Below are 26297 nucleotides of genomic sequence, written 5' to 3'. Positions count from 1 at the left end.
TGTACCCGCGGCGGGCGGGCCCGGCACCCGGCGGTTCACCCGTTCTTCATCCGCAGGGCCGCCTCCCGTGGACCACCCGAATGTTGGCGTGTGCATGCTCTGACCGCACCGTCAGCCCCCGCTCCCCCTCCGGAGGTCGAAGTGTCCGGCAGTTCCGCGTACCGCCGCGCCCGTGCCCTCGTGGCCTCGGCAACCGCCCTGGCCGCGGCCGCGATCGGCCTGTGGACCGGGCTGGGCGGTGAGTCCGCGCACGCGGCGGGCGCCGTGCCGAGCCCGGACCACGTGGTCGTCGTGGTCTTCGAGAACCACGCCTACGGCCAGGTCGTCGGCTCCTCCAGCGCCCCGTACCTCAACTCCCTGAGGTCCGGCGGCGCCAGCCTGACCCAGTCCTACGCCGAGACCCACCCGAGCCAGCCGAACTACTTCGCCCTGTTCTCCGGCTCCACCCAGGGCGTCACGGACGACAGCTGCTACACCCCGGCCTTCTCCTCCGCCCCCAACCTGGCCTCCGAGCTGATCGCCGCCGGCCGCAGCTGGGCCAGCTACAACGAGACCCTGCCCGGCCAGGGCTCGACCACGTGCAGCAGCGGGAGCTACGCCCGCAAGCACAACCCCTGGTTCGGCTTCGGCAACGTGCCGACGTCGACCGCGAAGACGTTCGCCCAGTTCCCGGCGGACCACTCGACGCTGCCCAGGGTGTCCTTCGTGATCCCCAACCTGTGCAGCGACATGCACGACTGCCCGGTGTCCACCGGTGACACCTGGCTGAAGAACAACCTCGGCGCCTACGCCACCTGGGCCAGGACCCACAACAGCCTCCTGGTCGTCACCTTCGACGAGGACGACCGGCTCAGCGGCAACCGCATCCCGACGGTCCTGTACGGCCAGCCGGTCACGGCGGGGGCGTCGTCCTCGACCACGTACAACCACTACGACCTGCTGCGCACCCTGGAGGACAGCCAGGGCCTGACCGCGCACGCGGGCAACGCGGCCTCGGCCAGGGACATCACCGGGATCTGGGCGTCCTGACGTGTACGTAGCGGACAGTCGCGCGTCCACGCCGGCGTCCGCGGACGGCGCCGTCCGGCCCGGGGCCGGACGGCGCCGGGCCGCGCTCGCCCCGACCGTGCTCGCCCTCGGGACCGTCAGCCTGGTCACCGACGTCTCCTCGGAGATGGTCACGGCGGTGCTCCCGCTGTACCTGGTGACCGGCCTCGGCCTGTCCCCGCTGGGCTTCGGCCTGCTCGACGGCGTCCACAACGGCTTCTCGGCGCTGGTCCGGCTGGCCGGCGGGCACCTCGCCGACCGGGGCGGGGGCCGGCACAAGTGGGTGGCCGGGCTCGGGTACGCCGTCTCGGCGCTGTGCAAACCCCTGTTGCTGGTGGCGCACACGCTCACCCCGATCGGGCTGGTCCTGGCCGCCGACCGCACCGGCAAGGGGCTGCGCACGGCCCCGCGGGACGCGTTGATCTCCCTGTCCAGCACGCCCGGGGACCGCGGCCGGGCCTTCGGCGTGCACCGCGCGATGGACACCGCGGGCGCCCTGCTGGGCCCGCTGGCGGCGTTCTGGATCCTGCGCGCCACGGTGGACGGCTACGACGCGGTGTTCACCGTCAGCTTCTGCGTGGCCGTGCTCGGCGTGCTGGTGCTGGTGCTGTTCGTGCCGGGAGGCGCGAAGGCGGCGGCCCCGGCCGCCGCCCGCCCCACCCTGCGCGCCGCGCTCGGCCTGCTGCGCCACCGCGACCTGCGCCGCGTCGCCGCGTGCGCGCTGCTGCTGGGCCTCGCCACGGTCGGCGACTCGTTCGTCTACCTGCTGCTGCAGCGCCGCCTGGGCGTCCCCGACCGCTGGTTCGCGCTGCTGCCGCTGGGCACGGCCGCCGCGTTCCTGCTGCTGGCGGTGGTGCTGGGCCGGCTCGCGGACCGGGTGGGCCGGTGGAGCGTGTTCCTGGCCGGTCACGGCGCCCTGCTGCTGGTGTACGCCCTGCTGCTCACCTCCTGGCACGGCACACCGCTGCCGTACCTCGTCCTGGCCCTGCACGGCTGCTTCTACGCGGCCACCGACGGGGTGCTGATGGCCGCGGCCTCGACGGGCGTGCCGGAGGCCCTGCGCTCGTCCGGGCTGGCCGTCGTGCAGACCGGGCAGGCGCTGGCCCGGTTCGCCTGCTCGCTGCTGTTCGGCGCGGCCTGGACGGTGTGGGGCGACCGCGCGGCGCTGGCGGGGGCGACGGTGGCCCTGGCCGCCTGCGCGGTCCTCTCCCTGACCCTGCGCCCGGAAGGCACCGTCACCGCATGACCGCACCCACCCGCACGACCGCACGCACCCGCGTCCTGATCCTGCTGTCGGCCCTCGCCGTGCTGGCGGCGACCGGGCTGGCGGCCGTGCTGCACGCCTCGGCGCGCGCCGAGCGCCGCGACCACGTCCGGGCGGGCGGCCCGCGCGTCACGCCGGGCACGGTGACCCTGACCGGGCACGGCACCATGGTGTTCCGGAACACGGCGTGGGGCCCGCACCGGGACGAGCTGACCGCGGTCCCCGCCGCCGACCCCTCCGGCCCGCGCACCGCCTCCGGTGTCCGGTGCCTGCGCTTCCACGCCGCCGCGGGCACCGGGGTGTGCCTGCAGGCGGTGCACGGACCGGTCTCGGACACCTACCGCGCCCTGGTCCTGGACGCCGGCCTGCGCACCGAGCACCACTACGGCGTCCCGGGCGTCCCCTCGCGCGCCCGGGTCTCCCCCACCGGGCACTTCGCCGCCTGGACGGCGTTCGTGGGCGGCGACTCGTACGCGGGCACGGACTTCTCCACCCGCACCGCGATCGTGGACACCCGCACGGGCGGGCTGATCCCGTCCCTGGAGGCCTTCCGCATCATCCGTGACGGACACCCCCATCGGGCGGCGGACGCCAACTTCTGGGGGGTGACCTTCGCCGCCGACGACCGCACCTTCTACGCCACCCTGGCCACCGGGGGCCGCACCTACCTGGTCCGCGGCGACCTGCGCACCCGCACCGTCACCACCCTGCACGCCAACGTGGAGTGCCCGTCCCTGTCCCCCGACGGTACCCGCGTCGCCTACAAGAAGCGCGTGGGGGGCCTGCCCGCGGACGCCCCCTGGCGCCTGTACGTCCTCGACCTGCGCACCTGGCGGGAGACCCCGCTGGCCGAGCCGAGGAGCGTGGACGACCAGGCGGTGTGGGAGGACGCCCGCACCCTCGTCTACGCCCTGCCCGGGGACTACGGCGCCGACCTGTACCGGGTACCGGCGGACGGCTCGGGCCGGCCGCGGCGCATCAGCACGGCGGCCGTGTCGCCCGCCTACCCCGGACAGCCGCGCCCCGCGTCCACCGGGGCGCCGGGAACCGCGTCACCACGCTGATCCGCCGTTCGCGCCGCCGGCGGGTGCGGGAGGGCCCGGCGGGGCGCCGGTGCCGCACGGCACCGCCCCGCCCCCGCACCGCCTCACCCCCCGCACCCGGCGCCCGCGCCGCCCGCCGTGCCGACGGAGCCGCGCCGACGGAGAACCGCCCTACAGCACCGGCAGGTTCTTGCGCAGCTCGAAGGCGGTGACCTCGGAGCGGTACTCCTCCCACTCCTGCTTCTTGTTGCGCAGGAAGAAGTCGAAGACGTGCTCGCCCAGGGTCTCGGCGACCAGGTCGCTCGTCTCCATGAGGGTCAGGGCCTCGCCGAGGTTCTGCGGGAGGGGTTCGATGCCCATCGCGCGGCGCTCGGCGTTGGACAGGGCCCAGACGTCGTCCTCGGCGCCCGGCGGGAGTTCGTAGCCCTCCTCGATGCCCTTCAGGCCGGCGGCGAGGAGGAGGGCGTAGGCCAGGTACGGGTTGGCGCCGGAGTCCAGGGAGCGGACCTCGACGCGCGCGGAGCCGGTCTTGCCGGGCTTGTACATGGGGACGCGGACCAGGGCGGAGCGGTTGTTGTGGCCCCAGCAGATGTAGGAGGGGGCCTCGCCGCCGGCGCCTGCGGTGCGCTCGGAGCCGCCCCAGATGCGCTTGTAGGAGTTCACCCACTGGTTGGTGACCGCGGAGATCTCGGCCGCGTGCTTGAGCAGGCCGGCGATGAAGGAGCGGCCGACCTTGGAGAGCTGGTACTCGGCACCGGACTCGTAGAAGGCGTTGCGGTCGCCCTCGAAGAGGGAGAGGTGGGTGTGCATGCCGCTACCGGGGTGCTCGGAGAACGGCTTCGGCATGAAGGTGGCCTGGACCCCCTGCTCCAGCGCGACCTGCTTCATGACCAGGCGGAACGTCATGATGTTGTCGGCCGTGGAGAGCGCGTCGGCGTAGCGCAGGTCGATCTCCTGCTGGCCGGGGGCACCCTCGTGGTGGGAGAACTCCACCGAGATGCCCATGGACTCCAGCATGGTGATCGCCTGGCGGCGGAAGTCCATGCCGACGTTGGTCGGGGTGTGGTCGAAGTAGCCCGAGTTGTCGGCGGGGGTGGGCCGCGAGCCGTCCATCGGGCGGTCCTTCAGCAGGAAGAACTCGATCTCCGGGTGGGTGTAGAAGGTGAAGCCCAGGTCGGAGGTGCGGGCCAGGGCGCGCTTGAGGACGTAGCGCGGGTCGGCGAAGGACGGCGAGCCGTCCGGCATGAGGATGTCGCAGAACATGCGGGCGGTGCCGGGGGCCTCCGCGCGCCAGGGCAGGACCTGGAAGGTCGACGGGTCCGGCTTGGCGATCATGTCGGACTCGTAGACCCGGGCGAAGCCCTCGATGGCGGAGCCGTCGAAGCCGATGCCCTCGTCGAAGGCCTGTTCCAGCTCGGCCGGGGCCACGGCGACGGACTTGAGGAAGCCCAGCACGTCCGTGAACCACAGGCGTACGAACCGGATGTCGCGCTCCTCCAACGTCCGGAGCACGAACTCCTGCTGCTTGTCCATCTTCCGCTTCCCCATCCTTGCTGGTCAGGCCGCCTGTCCCCGGTGCGACGCGGAGGCGGCCGGGCACCTGAGCATCCCACCACAACACCATTTCGTGCGCGTTGCGGACCTCGATCGCCCGGGCGTCCGCGGCCTGAACGCCTCTCCACGGCAGGTGTACCGCTCCTGAACCCATCTTGCCTGCTCGCACCGGCATCCGTCATGGCCCTCCTCTCCCCGTGTGGGCCGCTCCGCGCCCGCCCGGTGCGCCCCCGGCCCCGGTCACCTCCCCGTCCGCCGCCCCGTCCGCCGCCGGCGCGGCCACGGCGCTCACCGAGCGTGCCGCGCCGGATGCGCGGTGGTGGGGCCCGCCGGGTGATACACGGTGCGAATCGCCCGGTTCCCGCGGTCTCCCTACGGAAGGAGGCCGCTTCCCCACTACGATCAGCGGGCCCCACCGTCCCTGTCCCCTTTCCTCCGAAGGACTCCCCCCATGGGTTCCGCGAAGAACAGCAGCACCGAGGCGCGCAAGGCGCGCATCGAGGAGATGCGGCGTGCCGAGCGTGCCCGCGAGCGGCGCAACCGGGTGCTCGTCGTCGTCGCGAGCGTGGTGGTCGTCGCCGGTCTCGCCGTCGGCGGCGTGGTGCTCGTGAACAAGCAGTCGGACTCGAAGGACACGGCGGCGAGCGACTCCAAGGGCGGCTCCTCCGGGGACTCCGGGCACTTCGTCACCGGCAGGGACGGGGTGCGGACGTGGTCCGGGAAGCTGTCGCGGACGCACGTCTCGACCAAGGTGTCGTACCCGATGCACCCGCCGGTCGGCGGCAACCACAACCCGGTGTGGCTGAACTGCAACGGGGACGTCTACACCAAGCCGGTGCAGGACGAGAACGCCGTGCACGCGCTGGAGCACGGCGCGGTGTGGGTGACGTACACCGGCAAGGCGGCGAAGGCGGACGTGGACGCGCTCGCGGCGAAGGTGAGGAAGACGCCGTACTCGCTGATGAGCCCGTACGAGAACCAGGCCGCCCCGCTGATCCTGTCGGCGTGGGGCCACCAGGTGACCGTCGGGAGCGCGAGCAACCCGGAGGTGGACAAGTTCTTCGCCACCTACGTCCAGGGCGACCAGACGCCCGAGCCGGGCGCCTCGTGCACCGGTGGGGCGATGAAGTGAGGCGGCGGCACGTCGGCTGGGCCGCGGGGGCCGCGGCGGCGGCCCTCATCGCGGCCGGCGCGATCACCTACGCGGTCGCCGAGGACGGCGGGCCGGGGCCGCGGACGCCGGACGCCGCGTCGGCGGACGCCGGGTTCGCGCGGGACATGGCGGTCCACCACCAGCAGGCCGTGGAGATGTCGTACATCGTGCGGGACCGCACGAAGGACGAGGAAGTGCGCAGGCTCGCCTACGACATCGCGCAGACGCAGGCCAACCAGCGCGGCATGCTGCTGGGCTGGCTGGACCTGTGGGGGCTGCCGAAGGTGTCGGCCGAGCCGCCGATGACCTGGATGGGCATGGGCGACATGGCCTCCGGCAAGGACGGCGCGCTGATGCCGGGCATGGCGACCAACACCGAGCTGGACAAGCTCCGGTCGCTCAGCGGCCGGCCGGCGGAGGTGCTCTACCTCCAGTTGATGACGGCCCATCACCAGGGCGGCGTCCACATGGCCGAGGGCTGTGCCGCCAAGTGCACGGTGGCCGTGGAGAAGAGGCTCGCGCAGGGCATGGTCGAATCCCAGCGGTCGGAGATCGAGTTGATGGCCGGCATGCTCAAGGAGCGCGGAGCACAAGCCCGTTCGTAACACCGCCGTAAGGACGAAAGACCCAAATCACCCAAGCCGGTGATTCCTTGGGTTTCTCTTGACCTTCGCGTTCCCCTGGCATGAACGGTTCATCGTCAGAGTGGCCCCCATCGTGTGATCCACTCGCCGGCCCACGCCGCCGCAGACCGGCGCCCGCATCCGCGACGTACCAACCACTACATGCATGCGAAACGCATCGCAGGGGGTTCTATGAGATCCAACCGCGCCAAGATGCGTGCCGGCGTGAGCATGGCAGCGACACTGCCCATGGTCGTCGGCGCGCTGGCGCTCGGCATACCCGCGGCGCACGCCGCGGACGGCCCGGCCCGCAACGCGCTCAAGGGCACCAAGCCCGCCTGGGCCACGGCCAAGGCGGACAAGGGCGCCACCGCGGACAGCGCCCAGGTCAAGGCCCGGGTGTACCTGGCCGGCCGGGACGCGTCCGGCCTCGCCGCCTACGCCAAGGCCGTGTCCGACCCCAGCTCGCCGCTGTACGGCAAGTACCTGAGCGCCAAGAAGGCGCAGGCCCGCTTCGGGGCCACCAAGGCCCAGGTGGCCGCCGTCAAGTCCTGGCTGACGTCGGCCGGTCTGACGGTCACCGGGGTCACCTCGCACTACGTCGCCGTCTCCGGTGACGTGGCCGCCGCCGAGAAGGCGTTCGGCACCCAGCTGCACAACTTCGCCAAGGGTTCGAAGACCTACCGCGCCCCCGCGCAGAACGCGACGGCGCCGGCGGACCTGAAGGGCGCCGTCCTCACCGTCACCGGCCTGGACAACGCGCCGCACAAGTCGGACCACGACGACCAGCTTCCGCCGCCGGACGCCGTGTTCAAGAACGCCGGGCCGTTCTCCTCGTACTACGGCTCCGACGTCGCGAGCACGCTGCCGAGCGCGTACGGCAAGCAGATCCCGTACGCGGTCAAGGGCTACACCGGCAAGCAGCTCCGCGCCGCCTACGGGGCGGGCGGCTACACCGGCGAGAAGGTGCGCATCGCCATCACCGACGCGTACGCCTCGCCGACCATCGCCTACGACGCGGGCACCTACGCGCACAAGAACGGCGACGCGGCCTGGAAGACCGGCCAGTTGCACCAGGTGCTGCCGAAGAACTACACGAAGACCGAGGAGTGCGGGGCGGCCGGCTGGTACGGCGAGGAGACCCTCGACGTCGAGGCCGTGCACGCGGTCGCGCCGAACGCCGACGTCACCTACGTGGGCGCCGCGTCCTGCTACGACGACGACCTGCTCGACTCGCTCAGCAAGGTCGTCGACAGCCACCTGGCCGACATCGTCTCCAACTCCTGGGGCGACATCGAGGCCAACCAGACGCCGGACCTCGCGGCCGCCTACGACCAGGTCTTCCAGCTGGGCGCGGTCCAGGGCATCGGCTTCTACTTCTCCTCCGGCGACAACGGCGACGAGGTCGCCAACACCGGGACCAAGCAGGTCGACACCCCGGCCAACTCGGCGTGGGTGACCGCGGTCGGCGGCACCTCGCTGGCCGTCGGCAAGGGCGACACGTACCTGTGGGAGACCGGCTGGGGCACCGAGAAGGCCTCGCTGTCGGCCGACGGCAAGAGCTGGACGAACTTCCCCGGCGCCTTCACCTCGGGCGCGGGCGGCGGCACCAGCGCGACCGTCGCCGAGCCGTACTACCAGAAGGGTGTCGTCCCGGACTCGCTCGCCCAGGCCAACAACGCCGCCGGCAACCGCGTCGTCCCGGACATCTCGGCCATCGCCGACCCGAACACCGGCTTCCTCGTCGGCCAGACCCAGACCTTCCCCGACGGCACGGAGAAGTACAGCGAGTACCGCATCGGCGGCACCTCGCTGGCCGCGCCGGTGATCGCGGCGGTCCAGGCCCTGTCCCAGGAGGCGCGCGGCGGCAAGGCCATCGGCTTCGCCAACCCGTCGATCTACGCCAAGTACGGCAAGAAGGGCGTCTTCCACGACGTCACGGACGACCCGACCGGCTCCGGCCTGGCGGTGGCCCGCGTGGACTTCGCCAACGGCTACGACGCCACCGACGGCCTGCTGACCTCGGTCCGCAGCCTCGGCAAGGACAGCTCGCTGTCCGCGGTGAAGGGCTACGACGACGTGACCGGTGTGGGCACGCCCGCGAACGGCTACGTGCAGTCCTACCGTCGCCACTGATCCAGCGGCACGGCCGGGGGGCGTGGGGTGTCAGACACCCCGCGCCCCCCATCGCGTCTCTTTGACGATTACACTGGGCGCGTGCCTCAACTTCGTCTCGCCCTGAATCAGATCGACGCCCGCGTCGGTGACATCGCCGCGAACGCCGAGTCGATCGTCCGCTGGACCCGGCACTCCGCCGAGCAGGGAGCGCACCTGGTGGCGTTCCCGGAGATGGCGCTGACCGGGTACCCCGTCGAGGACCTGGCGCTCCGCTCGTCCTTCGTGGAAGCCTCCCGCGCCGCCCTGCGCTCCCTGGCCGCCCGGCTGGCCGAGGAGGGCCACGGCGAGCTGCCGGTGATCGTCGGCTACCTGGACCGCTGCGAGACCGCGCAGCCGAAGTACGGCCAGCCGGCCGGCGCCCCGCAGAACGCGGCGGCGGTCCTGCACCGCGGCGAGGTGGTCCTGACCTTCGCCAAGCACCACCTGCCGAACTACGGCGTCTTCGACGAGTTCCGCTACTTCGTGCCCGGTGACACCATGCCCGTGGTCCGCGTGCACGGCGTCGACGTGGCGCTCGCGATCTGCGAGGACCTGTGGCAGGACGGCGGCCGGGTGCCGGCCGCCCGCTCGGCGCAGGCGGGCCTGCTGATCTCGGTCAACGCCTCCCCCTACGAGCGCGACAAGGACGACACCCGCCTGGAGCTGGTCCGCAAGCGGGCGCAGCAGGCCGGCTGCACCACCGCCTACCTCGCCATGATGGGCGGGCAGGACGAACTGGTCTTCGACGGCGACTCGATCGTGGTCGGCGCGGACGGCGAGGTGATCGCCCGGGCGCCGCAGTTCGCCGAGTGCTGCACGGTCCTGGACCTGGACCTGCCGGCGGCCCGGCCCGGGGCGCCCACGGGCGTGGTGGACGACGGTCTGCGCATCGAGCGGGTGGTCCTGTCCGAGGAGCCGCTGCCGGCGTACGAGCCCACCCTGACGGGTGGGTACGCCGAGCGCCTGGAGGACGACGAGGAGGTCTACTCGGCGCTGGTGACCGGCCTGCGCGCCTACGTCACGAAGAACGGCTTCACGTCCGTCCTGATCGGCCTGTCCGGCGGCATCGACTCGGCGCTGGTCGCCGCCATCGCCTGCGACGCGGTGGGAGCGCGGAACGTGTACGGCGTCTCGATGCCGTCGAAGTACTCCTCGGACCACTCCAGGGGCGACGCGGCGGAACTGGCCCGGCGCACGGGGCTGAACTACCGCACCGTGGAGATCGAGCCCATGTTCGACGCGTACATGGGGGCGGTGGGCCTGACGGGCCTGGCCGAGGAGAACCTCCAGTCACGGCTGCGCGGCACGCTGCTGATGGCGATCTCCAACCAGGAGGGCCACATCGTCCTGGCTCCCGGCAACAAGTCGGAGCTGGCGGTGGGCTACTCGACCCTCTACGGCGACTCGGTGGGCGCGTACGGCCCCATCAAGGACGTGTACAAGACGTCGGTCTTCCGGCTGGCGAAGTGGCGCAACCGGGCGGCACGGCAGCGGGGCGAGACCCCGCCGATCCCGGAGAACTCGATCAGCAAGCCGCCGAGCGCGGAGCTGCGCCCCGGCCAGGTCGACACGGACTCGCTGCCGGACTACCCCGTCCTGGACGCGATCCTGGAGCGGTACGTCGACCGGGACCAGGGCGCCGACGAGATCGTGGCGGCGGGCTTCGACCGCGCCCTGGTCACGAAGACGCTCCGCATGGTCGACACCGCGGAGTACAAGCGCCGCCAGTACCCGCCGGGCACGAAGATCTCGGCCAAGGGCTTCGGCAAGGACCGCCGGCTGCCGATCACGAACGGCTGGCGCGAGACGGCGTGACGCCGGTCCCGCCCGTCCGTCCGGCCCGGGAAACCGGGGCACCGGGGCACCGCCCCCGGTGCCCCGCGGGTCGCCCGCTCAGCGCACGCCGTGCCGCTCCTTGAGCGCGGCGACGAAGGGCGCCCAGGCGGCGGCGCGGAGGGTCAGCACCGGCCCGTCCGGAGCCTTGGAGTCCCGTACGGGGACGATACCGGGGAGGTTGCCCGCAACCTCGACGCACTCTCCGCCGTCGCCGTTGCTGTAACTGCTCCTGAACCAGAGCGCGTCACTCAAGTCGACCCGGTTGCTCGCCATTTCGGTATCCCTCTGCCGCTGACTCGATCATGGCCAGGGACGTGTCCGGTGACAGTGCGACCGCCCTGAGCCGATCGTATGCCTTGCGGTACTGCTTCACGAGGGCCGGATCATCAATGGTGTCCCCACTGTAGGACGCCTCCGTGTAGACCAGCGGCGGGGCGTCGGGGAAGGTCATGATCATGACGGAGGCCGCCATCAGCGGATACGCCCCGCACTTCCGCGGAACGATCTGCGGAACGATCCGCCGCCGCTCGGTCAGCTCCACGATCCGGTCGAGCTGGCCGGCCATCTCCCCCGGCGACACGATCGAATCGGTGAGCAACGACTCGTGCAGGATCGCCCAGTAATCCGGGACGAAGGGGTCGTGGTCGAAAAGGCACGCGCGGTCGATCCGGGCCCGCACCTTCTCCTCGACCCACTCGTCGGAGGCCGCCGGATGCGCGGACCTGACCAGCGTTCGCGCGTACGGGGCCGTTTGAAGCAACCCCGGCAGAGTGCTCGGGGACCACAGCTCGATGGATTCCGCGTACCTCTCGGCCTCCAGGGCCTTCTCGAAGTACGCGGCGTGCGGCCCCCTCCGCGCCCGCCGCACGTCCTCGCAGTGCCGTTCGAAGTACCCGTCCGTCCCCAGCACCCGGTCCACGTGCCGGGCCAGCTCCACCGGCATCCGCCGCTTGCCGTGCTCGATGTCGCTCAGGTGGGACTTGCCGTAGAAGCTGCCCTCGACCAGCCGCTCCAGGGACAGCCCGGCGGCCTCCCGCTTCCACCGCAACTCCTTGCCGTAGAAGTCGGGGACGCTGATCGACCCGTCGATGTCCTTGCGCCGTGCCACGCGCTCACCACCGTCACTCGCACCGCCGTTTTCCGCCGTTCGCGCCGCGGACGCGAATCGGCTTCCACGCTAGCGGTCCTGGGGACAATCTGTGATGAGTTCGTCACACACCGCACAAGAGGACACCACTCCCATGCCCGACCACTCCCCCACCGCCCACGACACGACCCTGTGCGTGGAGGAACTGCGCACCGCCCTCGCCCTGCACGGCATCAAGCTCCCCTCGCTCCGGGTCGACCTGCCGAGCTTCGCGGGGAGTTACGAGCCCCCCGCCGGCCTCGTCGCGCTCGGCAACTGCAACACCGCCACGGCCCGGGCGCTCGCCGCCGCCCTCCGCAGGACGGCGGGCGAATGACGGCCCCGGAACCCTTCGAGATGAGCCTGCTCGCCTTCCCCGAGGCGGTGCCGGAACTGCGCCACCACCTGCGCGGGCACGGCTTCGACGTCCGCCTGTGCGCGACGGAGTTGCTGACGAACGTCATCGACTACCTCGGGGAGGGCACGCCCGTGACGGTCCGGGTCACCGGCACGGACGACGGCCACACCCGCGTCGAGGTCACCGACACCGACCCGCGCGCCCTGCCCGTCCTGGCGCCGGCCGCCGGGACCGCCGAGTCCGGCCGGGGCCTGACCCTGGTCGGCGCCCTGTCGCGGCGCTGGGGCGTGGACCCGGGGGCCGGCCGCAAGACGGTGTGGTGCGAAGTGCGCCCGCTCCCCCGGGAGGAGGAGCGGGCGGGGATCGCCAATCCCGTCACGGCGCTTTCCAGGCGTGCCACACATAGCGGGCGGGACGGCCGTTCCCCGTACGCCGGAGAAGGCGAAACGGAGTGAGCGACCGGCTTTGAACGGGAAACGGGGTGTCGAATCGGCCACATGACCAAAACCCGCCCTGAGCAGGCACTTCACTACTTCTCCGCTCGCACGGGACCCCCGGTTCATGGTACCTTCGCAGACCTTCGGGAACCATTCCTCCATACAAAAAAAGCTTCCATGGAAAACGTCGGAATACTCCACGAAATGGAGTTGTCCGGTAATTTGGAGCACTCAGTCATGTCCGGCCCCACCGTTTCGGTGATTATCGCCGCCTACAATGCGATGCCTTATCTGACGCGCTGCATCGCCTCGGTCGCCGAGCAGACCATCGGCCGTGACCGACTGGAGGTCATCGTCGTCGACGACGGGTCCACCGACGGCACGGCGGCGGAGCTGGACCGTCTGGACAGGCTCCACCCCGGGCTGCTGCGCGTCTTCCGCCAGGCGAACTCCGGCGGCCCGTCCGCACCGCGCAACGCCGGACTCGACCGCGCCACGGGCGAGTTCGTCTTCTTCCTGGACGCCGACGACCACCTCGGTCCCGAGGCCCTGGAGCGCATGGTCGCGATGGCCGAGGACAACGGCACCGACATCGTGCTGGGCAAGATGGTGGGCGTCGGCGGCCGTAGCGCGCCCACGTCCATGTTCAAGCGCAACCAGCCGCGCACGGACGTGTTCTCCTCGCGCGTGTACTGGACGCTCAACCCCATGAAGCTGTTCCGCCGGGAACTCCTGGAACGCCACCACCTGCGGTTCCCCACGGACCTGGCCATCGGCGAGGACCAGCTCTTCGTCGGCGCCGCCTACCTGCACGCCTCCGGCATCTCCGTGGTCGCCGACTACGACTGCCTCTACTGGGTGCTGCGCGAGGACGAGGGCAACATCACCCAGCGGCTGACCGGGTCCGAGCGCCGGCTGCGGCTCCTGCCGCGCATGGCCGCCCTCATCCTGGACAACGTGCCGCCCGGTCCCGGCCGCGACCACCTGGCCCACCGGCACCTGACCGTCGAGGTCAAGCACCTGCTCGCCGGCCAGCTCGTCTTCGAGCCCCGCCACATGCAGGAGAAGACGCTCGCCCGGCTGGCCGAAGCCGTCGAGCCCCTGTGGCACGAGGGGATGGACGACCGGCTCTCGGCGATGGCCCGGCTGCGACTGCACCTCGTCCGCCACCGCATGCTGGACGAGGTCCTGGAGCTCGTCCGGTTCGAGAAGGAGCTCGCCCGGACGAAGGCGGCCACCCCCGTCCTCCTCGACGGGGGCCGCGCCCTCGCGCGCTACCCCTTCCTGCGCGATCCGGCCCGTTCGGTCCCCGACTCCTGCTACGACGTCACCGCCCAGCTCGGCTGCCGCCACCACGTCGGCCGGGCCGAGCTGCGGGGCACCGTGGTGCACCTGGCCGGGCACGCCTACCTCCACCGCGTGGAAACCCGTGACGTCAGCACGGAACTGGTCCTGCGCGAACGCGGCAGCGGTGCCGAGTACCGCCTGCCCGTCACCCACACCCCGACGCCGGGACTCGGGGCGGCGCAGGACGAGGGCCGCTTCGCCTACGAACTGGCCGGGTTCGAGGCCGTCTTCGACGTGACGACCGCCGCCGGCGGCGGGCCGCTGGGCGACGGGCTCTGGGACGTCTCGCTCGCCGTCGGCGCCCAGGGGGTGTCCAAGGAGGTCCGGATCGGCGGCAGGCGGGCCGACGGCGTCTTCGGCAGGGCCAGCACCCGGGTCGTCGCCACCGGGGAGGGACTGCGGGCCGTCACCCTCTACACCACCGAGCCGCACGGCAACTTCACCGTCGACCTCGGCGAGGCGAAGCACCGGGTGGCGTCCCGCGTCATCCTCGACGGGGGCGGCCGCTGGGCCGCCGACGCGCCCACCGAGCTGGAGTTCACCGGGCGCTGCACGCTCGCCTCGTACCCCGAGGGCGAGTTGAGGGCCGTCCTGACGAGCGACCGGGGCGACGTCACCACCCACCCGGTCCGCCGCGCGCCGGGCGCGGACGGCCGCTTCGTCGTGCGCGTCCCCGTCACCCGCCTCCCGGCGGGCCGGTGGAGCGGTCACCTCCGGCTCGGGGCCTGGCAGTGGCCCCTGCCGCCCCTGCCCGCGACCCTACCCCCGGCGAAGTGGCTGCGCTGCGGGCTGCCCCGGTACGCCAAGCCGGTCCCCGGCAGGGGCGGGCGGTTCGGGCTGCGGGTGGCCAGGACCGGCCTCGTCCGGGCACTCGTCCGGCGCCTCGGGTGACCGGCGGCCCCGGCCCCCCGCCGCGGAGCGGTGCGGGGGGCCGGGGCCGGTCGTGTCAGCGGTGCAGGGCCTCCGACCGGTCCGGCACGTGGGAGACGACGACCCGGCCCGGCGGGACCGGCTCGCGGCGCCGGTCCACCGCGTGCGCCACGCCCGCCACGCCCAGGCCGAGGACGGCCAGGGCCGCTCCGGCGAGGGCCGGGGACGTCACCCCGAAGCCCGCCGCCAGGGCCAGGCCGCCGATCCAGGCGCCGCCGGCGTTGGCCAGGTTGAAGGCCGCCTGGTTGGCGGAGGAGGCCAGGGAGGGGGCCGCGGAGGCCTTCTCCATGACCATCATCTGGAGGGGCGAGCCGGTGACGAAGGCCGCCGTGCCGAGGAGGACCACGGCCAGGGCCGCGGTGCCCTGCGTCCGCATCAGCGGCGGGAAGAGCAGCAGCACGGCCACCAGCGAGGCCAGGCCGCCGAAGAGGGTGCCGCGCAGGGAGTGGTCCGCGAGGCGTCCGCCGAGGAGGTTGCCGGCCGTGGCGCCCACGCCGAACAGGGCCAGCAGCAGCGTCACGTTGGTCTCGGCGAAGCCGGCCGCGTCCGTCAGCATCGGGCTGATGTAGCTGTAGGCCGCGAAGAGCGCGCCGAAGCCCGCCACCGTCGTGCCGAGGGCCAGCCAGACCGGGAGGGAGCGCAGTGCGGCCAGTTCACCGCGCAGGCCGTTCGCGGGGGCGGGGGCGTGGTCGTGCGGGATCAGCAGGGCCAGTGCGGCTATCGCCGCCAGGCCGATCGCGCTGACGCCCAGGAAGGTCGCCCGCCAGCCGAGGTGCTGGCCCGTCAGGGTGGCGACCGGGACGCCCGCGATGTTGGCGACGGTCAGGCCGAGGAACATCAGGGACACCGAGCGGGCCCGGCGCTCCGGCGCGACCATGTTCGTGGCGACCACGGCTCCCACGCCGAAGAAGGCGCCGTGCGGCAGGCCGCTGAGGAAGCGGGCGGCCAGCAGGGAGGTGTCGCCGGGGGCGAACGCGGACAGGGCGTTGCCCGCGACGAACAGGACCATCAGGGCGATCAGGACCGTGCGGCGGGGCATCCGCGCGGTGAGCGCGGCCAGCAGCGGGGCACCGATGACGACGCCCAGCGCGTACGCCGAGACGAGGTGCCCGGCGGCGGGGATCGAGATGTGCAGGTCGTCGGCGACGTCGGGCAGGAGCCCCATCATCACGAACTCGGTCGTGCCGATGCCGAAGGCGCCGACGGCCAGGGCGAGCAGGGCCAGGGGCATGGGAGGACCTGTGCCTTTCGGGGGAGTGGAGTTCCGGCCAGTCTATGTTCAGTTACGGAACAAAACTCCCCCGGCGCGGTATTCCCCGGGTTCACGGCGGGTTAAGAGGACGTGTCCGTCTCCTCCAGCTTCACCCGCGCCGCCACCGGCAGGTGGTCGCTGCCGGTGCGCGGCAGGGTCCAGGAGCTCTCCGGCTCGACGCCCTTGACCATGATCTGATCGATCCGGGCCATCGGGAAGGACGCCGGCCAGCTGAACCCGAAGCCGCTGCCCGCCGCGCCCTGCGTGGAGCGCATCTGGGAGGTGACGGCGTTGAGCGCGCGGTCGTTCATCGTGCCGTTCAGGTCGCCGAGCAGGACGACCCGCCCCAGGGACTCGCCGGCGATCGCCTCGCCGAGCGCGTCGGCGCTCTTGTCGCGCTGGCGGGCGGTGAACCCGGCCCTCATCTTCACCCGCACCGAGGGCAGGTGGGCGACGTACACCGCGAGCGGGCCCGCGGGGGTGGCGACGGTGGCGCGCATCGCGCGCTTCCAGCCGAGCTTGATGTCGACGGCCCGAACGCCGCTCATCGGGTACCTGCTCCACAGGCCGACCGTGCCGACGATCGCGTGGTACCCGTACGTCGGCGCCAGCGCCCTCTCGTACACCGGCACCTGGGAGGCGGGCAGTTCCTCCAGGGCCAGCAGGTCCGCGCCGGAGGAGGCGACGTCGCGGGCCGTGGCCGCCGGATCGGGGTTGTCGGCGTTGACGTTGTGGGTGGCCACCATGAGGTCGCCGCCGCCGGCCGACTTGTCGGTGAGCAGCCCGCCGAAGAGGTTCAGCCACACGATCGCCGGCAACAGCACCGCGATCAGCGCGGTCGCCGACCGGCGGACCAGGCCGAGCACCAGCAGGACCGGGACGGCCAGGCCCAGCCAGGGCAGGAAGGTGTCCGTGAGGCTGCCGAGGTTGCCGATCCGGTTGGGGATGCGCGAATGGGCCAGCATCACCAGGGCGAGCAGCAGCGCGAGGGCGGCGACGACGGTGCCGCGCCGCCAGATGCGCGGGTCGCCGCGCCAGCCGGTCAGGAGACGGTGCGTCAGCCGGTGTGTCAGGCGCCGAAGCCGGGATCCCGGTCGCCCGGGCCCCGAGTCTCCGTTGTCCGTCCCCGTCCTGTACGCCTGCTGCGTCATACCGTCTGCCTCACTGCCTGCCGTGCGCACCGTCGCCCCCCGCGTCCCTCCGACCCTAGGGGATGATCGGTTCCGTTCCGCCGTCCCGTGACGGCCGTACGGAAGACGAGGACGAACGGGGCGGCGCCAGGAGTTCCGATCGCCCCGCGGACAGGGGTGCACTGTGACCAAACGCGCACACTCGGGTCACCGGGCGGGCGGGCTGACGGGCCGTAGGCCGGCCAGGACCGTGTCGACGATCCGCTCGGACAGGCCCTCGGGCAGGTCGGCGTCGGGGCGCATGGCGGCGCGGGCGAGCATGGGGCCGACGAACAGGTCGTTGGCCAGTTCCAGGTCGATGTCCGGCCTGAGTTCGCCGTTGCGCCGCCCCCGGCGCAGCACGTCGAGGGCGAGGGCGCGGCGGGGCGCTATCACGCCGGTGTGGTAGGCGGCCCACAGCCTGGGGCTGCTCTTCATCTGCGCGTACACGTTGTGCAGGATCGCCGAGGAGCGGGTGACCAGGCCGCGCCGGCGCAGGGACTCCAGCAGGACGACGAGGTCGTCGCGCATGGAGGTGCCGGGGAGTTCGGGGTCGGGGGGCTCGGCGGCGCGCACCACGTCGACGAAGAGCTCCTCCTTGCCTCTCCAGCGGCGGTAGATGGTGGCCTTGCCGACGCCCGCCGTGCGCGCGACGCGCTCGATGGAGAGCTCCGCGAGGGGAACGCCCTCCTCCAGGAGCTTCATCACGCCTTCCAGGATGGCGCGTTCCACGGCCTCGCTGCGGGGGCGGCCCCGTGCGGGGGCGCCGGGTCGCGGCCGGCTGTCGGCAAGGCTCACGTGTCCGTCCTCTCACTGTGCTGCGGGCATTGTCCCGCAGCACGCCTCCTTCCCCCGTGGTGGCGCAGGCAGCGGTCAGTCCGCCGTGGTGACCAGTTCCGTCCTCCGTTCGTCCCGCGGGCCGGCCGGCGGCCTGCCCGGCAGGAACAGGGCCACCACCACGGCGCCGATGAGCGCGACGCCCGTACCGCACAGGGCGGTGACGTGCATGGCGTGCAGGAAGGCGTCGTTGGCCGGGCCGATCAGGGCCCTGCCCTGCGGGCCGAGCTTCCCGGCGATGCCGAGGGTGGCCTCGATGGACTCGCCGGCCGTGTCGCGCAGGGCCGGCGGCACCGGGCCGAGCTTGCCCTCGATGCCGTTGCGGTAGGCCGTCGCGAGCACCGAGCCGAGGACGGCGATGCCGAGGGCGCCGCCGACCTGGCGGAAGGTGTTGCTGAGCGCGGAGGCGGAGCCGGCCTTCTCGCGCGGCAGGGCCTGCATGATGACGACGGAGGTCGGCGTCATGATGTGCGCCATGCCGGTGCCCATGAGGAAGAAGACGACCTCCAGCAACCAGATCGGCGTGTCGGCCTCGAAGGTGGCGAAGGCGGCCAGCATCGCCGCGATCAGCACCAGGCCCGTGGTGGTCGTGGCCTTGTTGCCGAACCGCTGGACCACCAGCCGGGCCCGCGGGGCGAAGATCATCTGGGCGGCGGCCAGCGGCAGCATCAGCACGCCGGACTCCAGCGGCGAGTAGCCGCGCACGCTCTGGGTGTAGAAGACACCGAAGAACGTGACGCCCATCAGCGCGAAGAAGACCAGCGCGATGGCGCTCATGGCGGCCGAGAAGGCCTTGTTCCTGAAGTAGGTGACGTCCAGGGACGGGTGGTCGGTGCGCGCCTCGAAGGCGACGAAGGCGACCAGGACGGCCAGTCCGGCGACGACGGGCACCAGCACCTTGACGTCGGTGAAGTCGGCCAGCTCACCGCCCTTGATGATGCCGTAGACGAGCAGGACCAGGCCGACGACGGACAGGACCACGCCGATGGGGTCGAGGCGGCCGGGGTGCGGGTCGCGCGAGTCGGGCACCAGCCAGAGCATCAGGGCCAGGGCGACGATCACGATGGGCACGTTGACGAGGAAGACGGAGCCCCACCAGAAGTGGTCGAGGAGCGCGCCGCCGGTGATCGGACCGATGGCGATGGCGAGGCCGACGCCGCCGGCCCAGATGCCGATGGCCTTGGGCTGTTCCTCGCGCTCGAAGACGTTCATCAGCACGGCGAGGGTGGCGGGCATCACGAAGGCGGCGCCGAGGGCCATCACGGCGCGGTAGGTGATCAGCTGCCCCGGGGAGCCGGACTCGGCGGCCAGGGCCGAGCCGATGCCGAACACGACGAGGCCGCCGAGCAGCACCTTCTTGCGGCCGAGGCGGTCGCCGACCAGGCCGGCGGTGAACAGCAGGCCGGCGAAGACGAGGGTGTAGGAGTTGATCGCCCACTCGATCTGGCTCTGCGTGGCACCGAGGCCGGTGGGCGCCGGGGTGGCGATGGTCTTGATGGCGACGTTCAGGATCGAGTTGTCCAGGACGACGATCAGCAGGCTCAGCATCAGCACGCCGAGGATCGCCCAGCGTCGCCGGTGGACGGCCTCCGGTATCCGGGAGGCGGGGACGGACGTAGTCATGTGGTCAACCCTACGGTCGTTCCAATACGGAACCGTATCGTATTTGAATTCTTTACCGAGGCCTTGCACGCCGCGGTCTTCCCCCGCCGGGTGACCACCACCGCGGGGATCACACCGGGGTCCTCTGGTCCCCTTCGGCGCGAGGTGCCACCATGGAGACGGTCCGGGGACGCCGTCAGGGCGCCTCGAGATGATGAAGGAGCCGTTGCCATGACGCAGCTTTCGGCTGCCCGGAACAAGCCCTCCGACGGCAGCAAGGCGCTGTACGGGGGGAAGGGCACCCGCCGCATCACCGTCCGCGACATCGCCCTCGCCAAGGAGCGGGGCGAGAAGTGGCCCATGCTCACCGCCTACGACGCGATGACCGCGTCCGTCTTCGACGAGGCCGGGATCCCGGTGCTCCTCGTCGGCGACTCGGCGGGCAACTGCCACCTGGGGTACGACACGACCGTGCCCGTCACCCTCGACGAGATGACCATGCTGTCCGCGGCCGTCGTCCGGGGCACCAGCCGCGCCCTCGTCGTCGGCGACCTGCCCTTCGGCTCCTACCAGGAGGGCCCGGTGCAGGCGCTGCGTTCGGCGACCCGGCTGGTGAAGGAGGCCGGGGTCGGCGCCGTCAAACTGGAGGGCGGCGAGCGCTCGCACGAGCAGATCCGGCTGCTGGTGGAGTCCGGCATCCCCGTGATGGCCCACATCGGGCTCACCCCGCAGTCGGTCAACGCCATGGGGTACCGCGTGCAGGGGCGGGGCGAGGAGGCGGCCCAGCAACTGCTGCGGGACGCGAAGTCCGTGCAGGACGCGGGCGCCTTCGCGGTGGTCCTGGAGCTGGTGCCGGCCGAGCTGGCGGCCGAGGTGACGCGGGTGCTGCACATCCCCACCGTGGGCATCGGGGCCGGGCCGCAGACGGACGCGCAGGTGCTGGTGTGGACCGACATGCTCGGGCTGACGTCCGGCCGGGTGCCGAAGTTCGTGAAGAAGTACGCCGCTCTGCGCGAGGCCATGGACAGCGCGGTGAAGGAGTTCGCCGAGGACGTCGTCGGCGGGACGTTCCCGCTGGAGGAGCACTCCGTCCACTGAGCGCCCCGGGCGCCGGCCCGGCCACTGCCGCACCACCCCCGGACAGCCCGCCGACCGTCCCCCGTCGGCGGGCTGTCCCCCGTCCGCGCCCGGGCCGGCGGCCGGCCCGGGCGCGGCCGTCCGCCGTCGTGCCGGGAAGCCGTCGGGGGCCGCAGGCCGGGTGTAGGCAAGGTGTCGGCCGTTTGTCGGCGGGCCCTGGCATCGTCTCCCCCATGACGCGAATCGACGACCCCGCCGGCGGACGCCCCGCCGTGACCGTACGGGGGCTGGTCAAGCACTACGGCACGACCAGGGCACTGGACGGTGTCGACCTGGACGTGCGCGAGGGCACCGTGATGGGCGTGCTCGGCCCCAACGGCGCCGGCAAGACCACCCTCGTGCGGATCCTGTCCACCCTGATCACCCCGGACGCCGGGCAGGCCACCGTGGCCGGCTACGACGTCGTGCGCCAGCCCCGCCAGCTGCGCCGGGTGATCGGCCTCACCGGCCAGTACGCCTCGGTGGACGAGAAGCTCCCGGGCTGGGAGAACCTGTACCTGATCGGGCGGCTGCTCGACCTGTCCCGCAAGGACGCCCGCGCCCGCGCCGACGAGCTGCTGGAGCGGTTCTCGCTGACGGAGGCCGCCCGGCGCCCGGCGAGCACCTACTCCGGCGGCATGCGGCGCAGGCTGGACCTGGCCGCCTCGATGATCGGGCGTCCCGCGGTCCTGTACCTCGACGAGCCGACGACCGGCCTCGACCCCCGTACCCGCAACGAGGTGTGGGACGAGGTCGGGGCGATGGTCGGCGACGGGGTCACCGTCCTGCTGACCACCCAGTACATGGAGGAGGCCGAGCAGCTCGCCTCCGAGCTGACCGTCGTGGACCGCGGCAAGGTCATCGCGAACGGCGGCGTCGAGGAGCTGAAGGCCCGGGTCGGCGGGCGCACCCTGCGCGTCCGGCCGGTGGACCCGCGGCAGCTGCGGCCGCTCGCCGCGATGCTGGACGAGCTGGGCATCACCGGGCTCGCCACCACCACCGTGGACACCGAGTCCGGCACCCTGCTGGTGCCCATCCTCAGCGACGAGCAGCTGACCGCCGCGGTCGGCGCGGTCACCGCGCGGGGCATCACCCTCTCCGCCATCACCACCGAACTGCCCAGCCTGGACGAGGTGTTCCTGTCCCTCACCGGCCACCGCGCCACCGCCCCCCAGGACACCACGCCCGCCGAACCCCGCGAGGAGGTCGTCGCATGAGCGCCGGCACCCTGACCGACACCGACGTCCGCATCCCGCTGCGCGGGCACCTGCGGCACACCGGCGCGCTCATCCGCCGCAACCTGCTGTGGATCCGGCAGGACCCGGAGTCGATGTTCGACGCCCTGCTGATGCCGATCGTGTTCACGCTGCTGTTCGTGTACGTCTTCGGCGGCTCGATCGGCCTCGCGCTGGGCGGCGGCCAGCACAGGTACGTGCAGTACGTCATCCCCGGCATGCTGGCGATGATGAGCATGACGATGTCGCAGGGCGTGGGCACCGGCTTCAGCCAGGACTTCAACAGCGGTGTCATGGACCGCTTCCGGTCCCTGCCGATCGGGCGCGGCTCGGTGCTGTTCGCGAAGATCGCGGTGGAGCTGGCGCGGATGCTGTTCGCGACCGTGGTCCTCATGGCCGTCGCCGTCCTGGTCGGCTTCGACATCACGAGCTGGCCCGGTCTGCTCGCCGCCATGGGCCTGTCCGCGCTGTTCGCCTCGTCCGTCATGTGGGTCTTCCTCACGCTCGGCGTGATCCTGAAGAACGCGCAGTCCGTGCAGGCGATGGGCTTCCTGGTGCTGTTCCCGCTCCAGTTCGGCTCGTCGATCTTCGCGCCGACCCAGTCGATGCCCGACTGGCTGCGGCACTTCACCGACTACAACCCGCTCTCCGCGCTCGCGGACGCGGCCCGCGGGCTGATGGTGGGCGGACCGGTCGCGCACGACCTGTGGGTGACCGTGGGCTGGTCCGTCGCGATCAGCGCCGTGATGGCACCGGTGGCGATCCACAAGTTCCGCACCAAGGCCTGAGGGCCCGCGCTCACAGCAGGGCGGTGGCCTCCGCGAGGGAGAGGCCGCCGCCCTCGGCGTACGCGGCGTCGTAGGCGGCCGGGTCGAGGGCCGCGCGCAGCCGCGCCTCGGTGAGCTCGTACGCCCGGCGCTCCACGCCCGAAAAGGTGTGGCCGGGCGGCATGAGGGTGTCGGCGGCGCCCAGGCAGCGGGCGCCGTCCGCGGCGCGGGAGCCGCCGTCCAGGCCGGCCAGGGCCATCCCCGCCACGTGCAGGCAGACGGAGTGCAGGTGCGGGGTGAGGGTCTGCGACAGCGGGTCCCCGGCGAGCCGCAGCGTCCCGCGGATCCGGGTCAGCGCCTGCTCGCACCGGCCGTCGAGGGCGTCCACCCAGGCCTCCTGACAGCGGATCAGGGCGTCGAAGACGACGAAGTGCGCGATGCGGTACTCCTCCCGCAGGGCGCGCAGCTGTTCGCGCGCCTCGGCGGTGCGGCCGGTCAGGCCGAGCCAGCAGGCGAGGAAGATCCGGGCGATGGGCATGGCCTCGTCGGTGGCGCCGTCCGAGCGGGCGATGACGTCGCGCAGCATGCGCTCGCCGCGTTCCGTCTCGCCCGCCTCCATGAGCACGCTGCCCAGCCGGGCGCCGAGCACCGCCATCTGGACGTGGGCGCCGAGCCGTCCGGCGTGCTCGACGGCCGCCCCGTAGTCGGCGGCGGCCTCCCGGTAGGCGCCCCTGCGTTCGTGGGCCTCGCCGCGGGCGGACAGCGCCTCGGCGGTGCCCCAGGCGTCGCCGAGGCGGCGGAAGATCTCCAGGGCCTCGTCGGCGTCGCGGGCGGCGTCGCCCGCCCACTCGGTGCGGTTGGCGAGCACGTTGGCGCGCAGTTGCAGGGCACCGGCCAGCTCCCACTCGTAGCCGGGGACCTCCCGGCAGGTGCGGACGGTGGCGTCCATGATGGCGCGCAGCCGGTCCGCGCCGCCGGTGAACATCTCGGCGAAGAACCACAGGCTGCCCGGGACCCGGCAGGTCTGCGGCAGACCGGGCCGGTAGACCCGGGTGACGGCGCGCAGCTTGGCCTGGGCGTCGGGGGTCTGCCAGCAGTCCAGCTCGGTGTCCATGCAGGCGAGGTGGGCGAGGTGCACGCCGCGCCGGGCCTCCTGCAGGACCTCGCCGGTGAGCGGGGGCGGGGTGTCGGTGCAGCGCTGCCACACCGGGCGGGCGGGGCGGACCGGCTCGGCGAAGGGGTCGGGGCCGAGCGCCATGACCTCCTCGCACCAGGTGCGGCAGTCGAGGCGCAGGTCGCGCATCTGCCAGTACCAGACCAGCGACAGCACCAGGCAGAGCCCCTCCTGCTCGTCGCCGGCGGCGACGGCGTGCCGCAGGGCGGTGCGCAGGTTCTCGTACTCCAGCTGGAGCCGGTCGATGGCGGCACGCTGCCCGGGGCCGCGCAGCAACGGGTCGGTGGTGCGGGCCAGTTCGCGGTAGTACGTCAGGTGGGCGCGTTCGGCCCCGGTCCGGTGCCCGCTCTCGTCCAGCCGTTCGGCCGCGTACTCGGCGACGGTCTCCAGGAGCCGGTAGCGCATGCCGCCCTCGGCCGACGGGGCCGCCACCACCAGGGACTTGTCGACCAGGGAGCCCAGCGCGTCCAGCGCGGCGGGACCGCAGACCGCTTCGGCGGCGGCGAGGTCGCAGCCGCCCGCGAAGACCGACAGGCGGCCGAGGACGTCGCGCTCGTCCGCGTCGAGCAGGTCCCACGACCAGTCGACCACGGCCCGCAGGGTCTGCTGGCGGGGCAGTACGGTGCGGCTGCCGGAGGTGAGCAGCCGGAACCGGTCGTCCAGCCGGTCGGCTATCTGGCGCGGGGCCAGCACGCGCAGGCGGGCCGCCGCCAGCTCGATGGCCAGGGGCAGGCCGTCGAGGCGGCGGCAGATCTCGGCGCACGCCTCCGGATCGTCCTGCACCCGGAATCCGGGCCGGGCCGCCGCGCCCCGGTCGGCGAGCAGCCGCAGTGCCACCGGCTCGGGCAGCGGCTCCACGGGCCGCACCAGTTCCCCCGGCACGCCGAGGGGTTCACGGCTGGTGGCGAGCACGGTCAGCTCCGGACAGCCGGCCAGCAGGCGTTCCACCAGGCGGGCGGCCGCGTCGACCACGTGCTCGCAGTTGTCCAGGACGAGCAGCATCCGGCGCCGGGCGCAGTGCTCCACGAGCCGGGCGACGGGGTCGCCGTACCGGTCGGCGACCGCGCGCATGCCCTCGACGCCGGCGCCGTGCAGCACGGTCTCGCGGGCGCCGATCGCGGTCAGCACGGCCTGCGGTACGGCGTCCGGGTCGTCCACCGGTGCCAGTTCGGCCAGCCACACCCCGTCCCGGGCGGTGGGCCGCACCGCCTCGGCGGCCTCCTGGGACAGCCGGGTCTTGCCGGCCCCGCCGGGTCCGAGCAGGGTGACCAGGCGGGCCGCGGCCAGGTCGGCGCCGATGGCGGCGATGTCGGGCTCCCGGCCGACGAAGGAGGTGAGCCGGGCGGGCAGGTTGCCGGGGGCGGCGGACGGCGCGGACGGCGGCTGCCGGTCCGCGCCGGTCAGCAGCTCGGCGTGCAGGGCGCGCAATTCGGGGCCGGGGTCGGAGCCGAGCCGGTCGGCGAGCAGCCGCCGCACGTCCTCGTAGGCGGCCAGGGCCTGGGCGGGGCGGCCGGCGTCGCGCAGGGCGCGCAGGCGCAGGGCCTGCAGGGGCTCGTCCAGGGGGTGGCCGTCGCACAGCGCGGCCAGCTCCGGCAGGGACTGCTCGGCCTGGCCGAGGGCGAGGGCGGCGGTGTGCCGGGCGCGCAGGGCGTCCAGGCGGCGGGTCTCCCAGCGGGCCGCGTCGGCGGTGTGGCCGGGCAGGTCGGCCAGGGCGGGTCCGCGCCACAGGGCGAGGGCGTCGTCCAGGACGGCGGCGGCCTTGGCCGGGTCGCCGTCGGCCAGGGCGCGCAGCCCCTCGCCGGTGAGCCGGTCGAAACGGGTGAGGTCGACGTCGTCGGGGGCGGCGGCGAGGCGGTAGCCGCCGTCCGCGGAGGCGACGGCGTCCGCGCCGAGCGCCCGGCGCAGCCGGCCGACCAGCGCCTGCAGGGCGCCGGCCGCGTCGGCGGGCGGCTCGGCGCCCCACACCTCGTCGACGAGCACGCCGGCCGGCACGGTCCGGCCGGCCCGCAGCGCGAGCACGGTCAGCAGGGCACGCAGCCGCGCCCCGCCGACCGGCAGGGGCGTGCCGTCGGGGCGGAGTGCCTGGGTGGGACCGAGGAGGCGGTAGCGCACGGGGTCCATTGTCCCCGGAGCGCTCAGGGCCGATCACCGGACCGTGGCGGCGTGCCGTCCGGCACGCCCTCCCCGCCGCCGGCGGCCGGCCGGCGGCGGACCTCCCCGTCCGCGGCGGGGGACGCGCCGGGGCGCGCCGGCCACCGGTTCGCGCGCGG

General features: G+C 73.0%; 21 protein-coding genes. 13 read left to right on the top strand and 8 right to left on the bottom strand.

Features of this window, described 5'->3' with window-relative positions; all coding sequences use genetic code 11:
- Positions 1–141: 141 nt before the first annotated feature.
- Genes QQY24_RS22250 through QQY24_RS22240 form a run of 3 tightly spaced genes read left to right on the top strand, consistent with a single transcriptional unit; the run spans position 142 to position 3375 of the window.
- The gene (locus QQY24_RS22250) at positions 142–1029 is read left to right on the top strand and encodes an alkaline phosphatase family protein (RefSeq protein WP_301974463.1); all 888 of its coding nucleotides are present in this window, start codon (positions 142–144) and stop codon (positions 1027–1029) included.
- Between the two features lies 1 nt (position 1030).
- Positions 1031–2293, top strand: a complete 1263-nt coding sequence (locus QQY24_RS22245; protein WP_301974462.1) for an MFS transporter — start codon at positions 1031–1033, stop codon at positions 2291–2293.
- Entirely contained in the window at positions 2290–3375 is a 1086-nt protein-coding gene (locus QQY24_RS22240) for a TolB-like translocation protein (RefSeq protein WP_301974461.1), read from the top strand. The genes QQY24_RS22245 and QQY24_RS22240 overlap by 4 nt, the downstream gene beginning before the upstream one ends.
- Positions 3376–3525: 150 nt before the next feature.
- On the opposite strand, the gene glnA is transcribed toward QQY24_RS22240, so the two are convergent.
- Entirely contained in the window at positions 3526–4887 is a 1362-nt protein-coding gene (glnA, locus tag QQY24_RS22235; protein WP_301974460.1) for a type I glutamate--ammonia ligase, read from the bottom strand.
- Positions 4888–5359: 472 nt separating this feature from the next.
- Between glnA and QQY24_RS22230 the strand changes: the two genes are divergently transcribed.
- The 4 genes from QQY24_RS22230 to QQY24_RS22215 all read left to right on the top strand — a co-directional run bounded on the left by QQY24_RS22230 (position 5360) and on the right by QQY24_RS22215 (position 10656).
- Positions 5360–6040: a DUF3105 domain-containing protein gene (locus QQY24_RS22230; RefSeq protein WP_301974459.1), complete on the top strand. Its 681-nt coding sequence runs from the start codon at positions 5360–5362 to the stop codon at positions 6038–6040.
- Complete coding sequence (locus QQY24_RS22225) at positions 6037–6666, top strand: DUF305 domain-containing protein (protein WP_301974458.1); 630 nt, start codon at positions 6037–6039, stop codon at positions 6664–6666. The genes QQY24_RS22230 and QQY24_RS22225 overlap by 4 nt, the downstream gene beginning before the upstream one ends.
- Before the next feature lie 210 nt (positions 6667–6876).
- Positions 6877–8820: a protease pro-enzyme activation domain-containing protein gene (locus QQY24_RS22220; RefSeq protein ID WP_301974457.1), complete on the top strand. Its 1944-nt coding sequence runs from the start codon at positions 6877–6879 to the stop codon at positions 8818–8820.
- Positions 8821–8901: 81 nt separating this feature from the next.
- Complete coding sequence (locus QQY24_RS22215) at positions 8902–10656, top strand: NAD+ synthase (protein WP_301974456.1); 1755 nt, start codon at positions 8902–8904, stop codon at positions 10654–10656.
- A gap of 78 nt (positions 10657–10734) precedes the next feature.
- Here the strand turns inward: QQY24_RS22215 and QQY24_RS22210 are convergent, their stop codons facing one another.
- Both QQY24_RS22210 and QQY24_RS22205 read right to left on the bottom strand, forming a co-directional pair.
- Complete coding sequence (locus tag QQY24_RS22210) at positions 10735–10950, bottom strand: DUF397 domain-containing protein (protein ID WP_301974455.1); 216 nt, start codon at positions 10948–10950, stop codon at positions 10735–10737.
- Positions 10922–11785: a helix-turn-helix transcriptional regulator gene (locus QQY24_RS22205; protein WP_301974454.1), complete on the bottom strand. Its 864-nt coding sequence runs from the start codon at positions 11783–11785 to the stop codon at positions 10922–10924. Before QQY24_RS22205 ends, QQY24_RS22210 begins: the two co-directional genes overlap by 29 nt.
- Before the next feature lie 133 nt (positions 11786–11918).
- Here QQY24_RS22205 and QQY24_RS22200 point away from each other — a divergent pair, with 133 nt between their 5' ends.
- From QQY24_RS22200 to QQY24_RS22190, 3 genes are all read left to right on the top strand, one after another.
- A complete protein-coding gene (locus QQY24_RS22200; RefSeq protein ID WP_301974453.1) occupies positions 11919–12140 on the top strand; it encodes a hypothetical protein in 222 nt (73 codons plus the stop codon).
- Positions 12137–12616: an ATP-binding protein gene (locus QQY24_RS22195; RefSeq protein ID WP_367658012.1), complete on the top strand. Its 480-nt coding sequence runs from the start codon at positions 12137–12139 to the stop codon at positions 12614–12616. Before QQY24_RS22200 ends, QQY24_RS22195 begins: the two co-directional genes overlap by 4 nt.
- A gap of 159 nt (positions 12617–12775) precedes the next feature.
- Positions 12776–14836 carry a glycosyltransferase gene (locus QQY24_RS22190; protein ID WP_367658011.1) on the top strand — a complete coding sequence of 687 codons (2061 nt, stop codon included), beginning with the start codon at positions 12776–12778 and terminating at the stop codon, positions 14834–14836.
- 55 nt (positions 14837–14891) lie between these two features.
- Here QQY24_RS22190 and QQY24_RS22185 read toward each other — a convergent pair whose 3' ends face one another.
- From QQY24_RS22185 to QQY24_RS22170, 4 genes are all read right to left on the bottom strand, one after another.
- The gene (locus tag QQY24_RS22185) at positions 14892–16106 is read right to left on the bottom strand and encodes an MFS transporter (RefSeq protein ID WP_301974451.1); all 1215 of its coding nucleotides are present in this window, start codon (positions 16104–16106) and stop codon (positions 14892–14894) included.
- 101 nt (positions 16107–16207) lie between these two features.
- A complete protein-coding gene (locus QQY24_RS22180; RefSeq protein ID WP_301974450.1) occupies positions 16208–17278 on the bottom strand; it encodes an endonuclease/exonuclease/phosphatase family protein in 1071 nt (356 codons plus the stop codon).
- Positions 17279–17464: 186 nt separating this feature from the next.
- The gene (locus tag QQY24_RS22175) at positions 17465–18094 is read right to left on the bottom strand and encodes a TetR/AcrR family transcriptional regulator (RefSeq protein ID WP_301974449.1); all 630 of its coding nucleotides are present in this window, start codon (positions 18092–18094) and stop codon (positions 17465–17467) included.
- Between the two features lie 75 nt (positions 18095–18169).
- Positions 18170–19756: an MFS transporter gene (locus QQY24_RS22170; RefSeq protein ID WP_301974448.1), complete on the bottom strand. Its 1587-nt coding sequence runs from the start codon at positions 19754–19756 to the stop codon at positions 18170–18172.
- A 210-nt stretch (positions 19757–19966) separates the two neighbouring features.
- Here QQY24_RS22170 and panB point away from each other — a divergent pair, with 210 nt between their 5' ends.
- The 3 genes from panB (at position 19967) to QQY24_RS22155 (ending at position 22874) form a co-directional block, all read left to right on the top strand.
- A complete protein-coding gene (gene panB / locus QQY24_RS22165) occupies positions 19967–20833 on the top strand; it encodes a 3-methyl-2-oxobutanoate hydroxymethyltransferase (protein ID WP_301974447.1) in 867 nt (288 codons plus the stop codon).
- 212 nt (positions 20834–21045) lie between these two features.
- Positions 21046–22068 carry an ATP-binding cassette domain-containing protein gene (locus tag QQY24_RS22160; RefSeq protein ID WP_301974446.1) on the top strand — a complete coding sequence of 341 codons (1023 nt, stop codon included), beginning with the start codon at positions 21046–21048 and terminating at the stop codon, positions 22066–22068.
- Positions 22065–22874 (top strand): ABC transporter permease, encoded by an 810-nt coding sequence (locus tag QQY24_RS22155; RefSeq protein WP_301974445.1) that lies wholly within the window; start codon positions 22065–22067, stop codon positions 22872–22874. Before QQY24_RS22160 ends, QQY24_RS22155 begins: the two co-directional genes overlap by 4 nt.
- 10 nt (positions 22875–22884) lie before the next feature.
- On the opposite strand, the gene QQY24_RS22150 is transcribed toward QQY24_RS22155, so the two are convergent.
- Positions 22885–26148: a BTAD domain-containing putative transcriptional regulator gene (locus QQY24_RS22150; protein ID WP_301974444.1), complete on the bottom strand. Its 3264-nt coding sequence runs from the start codon at positions 26146–26148 to the stop codon at positions 22885–22887.
- Positions 26149–26297 lie beyond the last annotated feature (149 nt).

It is taken from the genome of Streptomyces sp. TG1A-8 (genome assembly GCF_030499535.1).
In the GTDB taxonomy this organism is placed as follows: domain Bacteria; phylum Actinomycetota; class Actinomycetes; order Streptomycetales; family Streptomycetaceae; genus Streptomyces.
The sequence above is the reverse complement of the archived record's forward strand: the minus strand, read 5'-3'. Positions and strand labels throughout refer to the sequence as shown.